The sequence below is a fragment of the Peptoniphilus sp. genome (genome assembly GCF_034090345.1).
Classification (GTDB): domain Bacteria; phylum Bacillota; class Clostridia; order Tissierellales; family Peptoniphilaceae; genus Peptoniphilus.
Map to the genome: position 1 here is coordinate 1 of NZ_JAXDSS010000084.1, position 4,315 is coordinate 4,315.

4 protein-coding genes are annotated in these 4,315 nt (G+C 31.4%); 1 reads left to right on the forward strand and 3 read right to left on the reverse strand.

Annotated features, from left to right (window positions below; translation table 11 throughout):
- Positions 1–329: 329 nt before the first annotated feature.
- Both dusB and SOR77_RS07460 read right to left on the reverse strand, forming a co-directional pair.
- The gene (gene dusB / locus SOR77_RS07455; RefSeq protein WP_320636505.1) at positions 330–1,271 is read right to left on the reverse strand and encodes a tRNA dihydrouridine synthase DusB; all 942 of its coding nucleotides are present in this window, start codon (positions 1,269–1,271) and stop codon (positions 330–332) included.
- Complete coding sequence (locus SOR77_RS07460; RefSeq protein ID WP_320636506.1) at positions 1,261–2,052, reverse strand: type III pantothenate kinase; 792 nt, start codon at positions 2,050–2,052, stop codon at positions 1,261–1,263. The genes dusB and SOR77_RS07460 overlap by 11 nt, the downstream gene beginning before the upstream one ends.
- A 198-nt stretch (positions 2,053–2,250) precedes the next feature.
- Between SOR77_RS07460 and SOR77_RS07465 the strand changes: the two genes are divergently transcribed.
- The gene (locus SOR77_RS07465) at positions 2,251–2,793 is read left to right on the forward strand and encodes a biotin transporter BioY (RefSeq protein ID WP_320636507.1); all 543 of its coding nucleotides are present in this window, start codon (positions 2,251–2,253) and stop codon (positions 2,791–2,793) included.
- A 64-nt stretch (positions 2,794–2,857) separates the two neighbouring features.
- Here SOR77_RS07465 and SOR77_RS07470 read toward each other — a convergent pair whose 3' ends face one another.
- Positions 2,858–4,159 carry a sodium-dependent transporter gene (locus tag SOR77_RS07470; RefSeq protein WP_320636508.1) on the reverse strand — a complete coding sequence of 434 codons (1,302 nt, stop codon included), beginning with the start codon at positions 4,157–4,159 and terminating at the stop codon, positions 2,858–2,860.
- Between the last annotated feature and the right edge of the window lie 156 nt (positions 4,160–4,315).

Consider the following 4,315-nt stretch of genomic DNA (forward strand, 5'->3'; position numbering starts at 1 on the left):
GAAATGAACCCCATAGAACAGATTTGGAAACAAATTAGGACTATGGGATTTAAAAATGAATTTTTCCACACATTATCAGACGTAGTGGATAGGTTGTGTGAAACGATAAATAAATTAACAAAAGAGATGGTTAAAAGTATCTCCAATAGGGATTGGTTGTGTATCTATATTTAATAGGATAATAGTATGATATGCAAATCATTACCATGTATATTGCAAAAGCTCAAAGTTAAATAAAATTACTTATTCTAGTCAAATAACTCAAAATAAATTTAAAATATAAAAAGGCAGAGATAAACTCCACCTTCAATAAAAATCTTATTAAATTTTTAAATAAACTTTTCTTTAAACTTAAGTAATTCTTCATCTATAAGTTCGTAAGAATTTAATCTATTTATATTATCTCTTATCTCTTTTGAACCGGGCATACCTTTAAAATAACCAACAAACTGTTTTCTCATTTCAAGCACACCCAATCTTTCATTTTTGTATTCGACTGCAAGTCTCAAATGCTCTCTTGCTTTTTCAATTCTCTCTACAAAACTTGGCTCAAAATATTCTTCTCCTCTTGATTTAGTAGCTATTTCTTCAAAAATAAATGGATTTCCTATTGCCGCTCTGCCTATCGACACTCCCTTCACTCCATAGTTCATAACTTTTTCAAAAGCATTTTGATAAGAATCTACATCCCCATTTCCTATTACAGGAATTTTAACAAGCTTTGCAATTTCAGATATATATTCCCAATCAGAAACACCCGTATAATATTCTTCTCGAGTTCTTCCATGCACAATTATTCTTCTCGCTCCCGCGGCTTCTATTGCCTTTGCAGCTTCTATGGAATTAGTTTCCCTTATTCCTTTTCTAATCTTAACACTTACAGGAAGATTAGTCGCGTTCACAACTGACCTTGTCACTTCGTATACTAAATGAGGTTGATCTAATAATGCAGACCCGGAATTGTTTTTTACAATTTTAGGAGCAGGGCATCCCATATTTATATCTATCCCTATAAAATCAAATTCAGATACAATTTCAGCCGCCTTAGCCATAAAATATGGTTCATCTCCAAAGAGTTGTACAACAACATTTTTTTCATTTGGAGAAATTTTTAATAAATCATTTGTCTTTCTATCGCCATACACTATTCCCTTACAAGACACCATTTCAGTCACAACTTCGCTTGCTCCCATTCTCGAGCAAATTTCTCTAAAAGCTATGTCTGTATATCCTGCAAGAGGTGCAAGTGATGCAAATATTTTAGTTTCCAAGAATTTTATCCCTATTCATATCATATATCATTCTGAGCCCATCAAGAGTTAAGTATTTATCAATTATTATGTCATACTTTGAATCATGCGTTAAAAGAGCTGAAAATCCTCCTGTGGAAATTATTTTTGTACTCTTTTCATCAAAGCCCACTTCATCTATTATTCTTTCTATTATTCCATCAATCAAAGCATTATACCCGTGATATAAACCCGATTGCATTGAAGATACAGTATCGGTTTGAACTACTTTCTCCGTCTTTTTAATTTCTATTCTAGGCAATTTTGAAGTTCTTTCAAAAAGTGCTTCTGCGGCAATTCCAATCCCCGGGAAAATAAGTCCCCCTCTATATGTTCTGTCCTTGTCTACCACGCAAAATGTCATAGCCGTACCTATATCTATTATTATGCAAGGTCCTCCATATACTTCGAGTGCAGCCACTGCATTTACAATTCTATCAGCCCCTACAGCACTTGGGTTGTCATATTCTACTTTTAAATCGTAATCTAAATCTCCATTGACCACTATTGGTCTTTTGCCAAAATATTTTATAATCATCGACGGTAAAGTATGCATAAGATTCGGAACAACTGAAGATATTATTACATTTTCTATTTCATTTAACCCTATTCCTGAATTTGATAGAGTATTTTGAAATATCATTCCATATTCATCAGAAGACCTTGTCTTCACTGTTGCTATTCTAAAATTTTGTATTAATTCTTCACCTTGATATATACCATAAACTATAGAAGTATTTCCTACATCAATTGCTAATAACATCGTCTCTCCTAACTTGTTTGTATATTTTATGATTTTTTATTTTTACCCCAAATTTACAATCTCATTAAGTATATCTATTAAATTTATCATTTTCAATAAATTTTCTTATTTTATTATATTTGGGTTTACAATTAAATTTAATTTGACATTAGTGTTAACCGGTTTTAAAATATATGTAGTTATTAAAGGAGGGCTATTATGACTAAAAATACAACTCGTATGGTTAGAATTGCATTATTTACAGCACTTATTTGCGTTGGAGCTTTTATTTCTGTTCCAATAGGTCCTGTTCCAATTAGTTTTCAAAATTTTTTTGTAATTATGGCCGCATTATTATTGCCGGCTAAAGATGCTGCACTAAGTGTACTTATATATTTGTTCATTGGATTGGCAGGTCTTCCTGTGTTTGCTCAATTTACCGGCGGTCTACAAACTGTATTCAAACCTTCATTTGGCTTCTTAATTGGTTTTGTTGTAGGAGCATATGTAATTTCTAAAATAGTTGGAGATTCAAGAGATTATAAAAAAATATTTCTTGCAACTGTTGTAGGTGAAATTATATTTTACATTGTAGGAATCCCATATATGTACTATATACTGGCCGGTATATCTAAAGCACCCGGTACAATTACAGGCCTTTTGCAACTTGGACTTATTCCATTTATTCCGGGGGATTTACTTAAGATGGCAATCGCCACCGCCATCGCACCTAAGATAAAAAGTGTAGTACAATACAAATGAGTAAAAAAGATAGAGCAATTCACTCTATCTTTTTCACTTGCTTAATTTATATAATTTTAGATCATTATTTAAAGAAATGTGATAAAAATATTATAAGTATAGCTACCGGAGTTATATATTTTATACTTATTCTCATCCAACTCTTTACAAATTCATTTTTAATATTGCTAGCTTTAATTACATTTTCAATTCCCCAGATATAGCCGGAGAATATAGCTATCGCAAGACAACTGAAAACTAAAATATAATTACTTTCTATGACATCAAACATACTAAATAAAGCATCGTTATTAATTGAAAGATAAGCTACTATAACTATAGGCACTGCACTGATTAAAATAGCAGTGATTCTATTTAAGTTATACTTTTCAGTTAAAAGCCCCACTATTGCTTCATAAACTCCAACTGAAGAAGTAAATGCGGCAATGTAGAATCCTAAATAGAATAGTATGGATAAGAAGTATCCACCAGGAACAAGATTGAACGCATTAGGTAAAGTTAAAAAACTCAAACTAACACCCTCTGTAACTTCTAAATTAGTTCCAAATACCATGGGAAGTATCATAAGCCCCGCAAGAATTCCTGCAAAAATTAAAGAAATACAAATTAGAGAAGAACTCTTAAATATATTTTCATCTTTATCTTTAATGTACGAGCCAAAAACCATACTTCCCAACATTCCCAACCCAAGAGCAAAGAAAGCTTGACCTAAACAAGTTAAAAGGGAATCAAGAGTAAACTTGGATACATCGGGTAAAAATAAAAATTTAACTCCATCTATAGCTCCATCAACTCTGAGAACAGCAATTATTACAGCTGCCATAATTAAAAATAGTATTGGTAAGAGAATTTTAGAAATTCTCTCAATGCCTTTTTGTACACCAAAAATCAATACAAAAATATTTAATATTAAATTTATTATAAAAAATAAAAACACTTGAGTCTTATCTGCATTGAAGTCATTAAAAAATTCTACTACACCATCCGAAGTAAGCCCCATATAAGAACCTTGGAAACTTACAACTAAGTACTTAAAAATCCATGAATAAATAGGTGCAGTATACCCCAATATTAAGGCTGCCGCTACTAAATGTAAATATCCCGCTAAATAGAATTTTGATTTAGGAGCAATAGTCTTATATGCGTCAATTGCAGTACGTTGAGTATGAAAGCCTATGGCAACCTCACAAGTCATTAGAGGAATGCCTATAATCAATATTATTGCAATGTACATTAGTATAAAAATAGCGCCTCCATTAGCCCCTACTACATAGGGAAATCTCCAAAGAGAACCTATCCCCAGCGCAAGACCTATTGCAACTAAAATAAAGCCCCAAATGGAGCTGAATCCTTCATTTTTTTTCAAAATATCACCTCATTGAAGAGTATAGAGTAAATTTTAAAAATAGACAATAAATATAGAGAAGATTATTGAAAATATTTTTATATTAAAGATCATTGACATAATTTTAAATAACAATTATATTATTTACATAGCATTTATTAAGTTTTGAAGTAAATT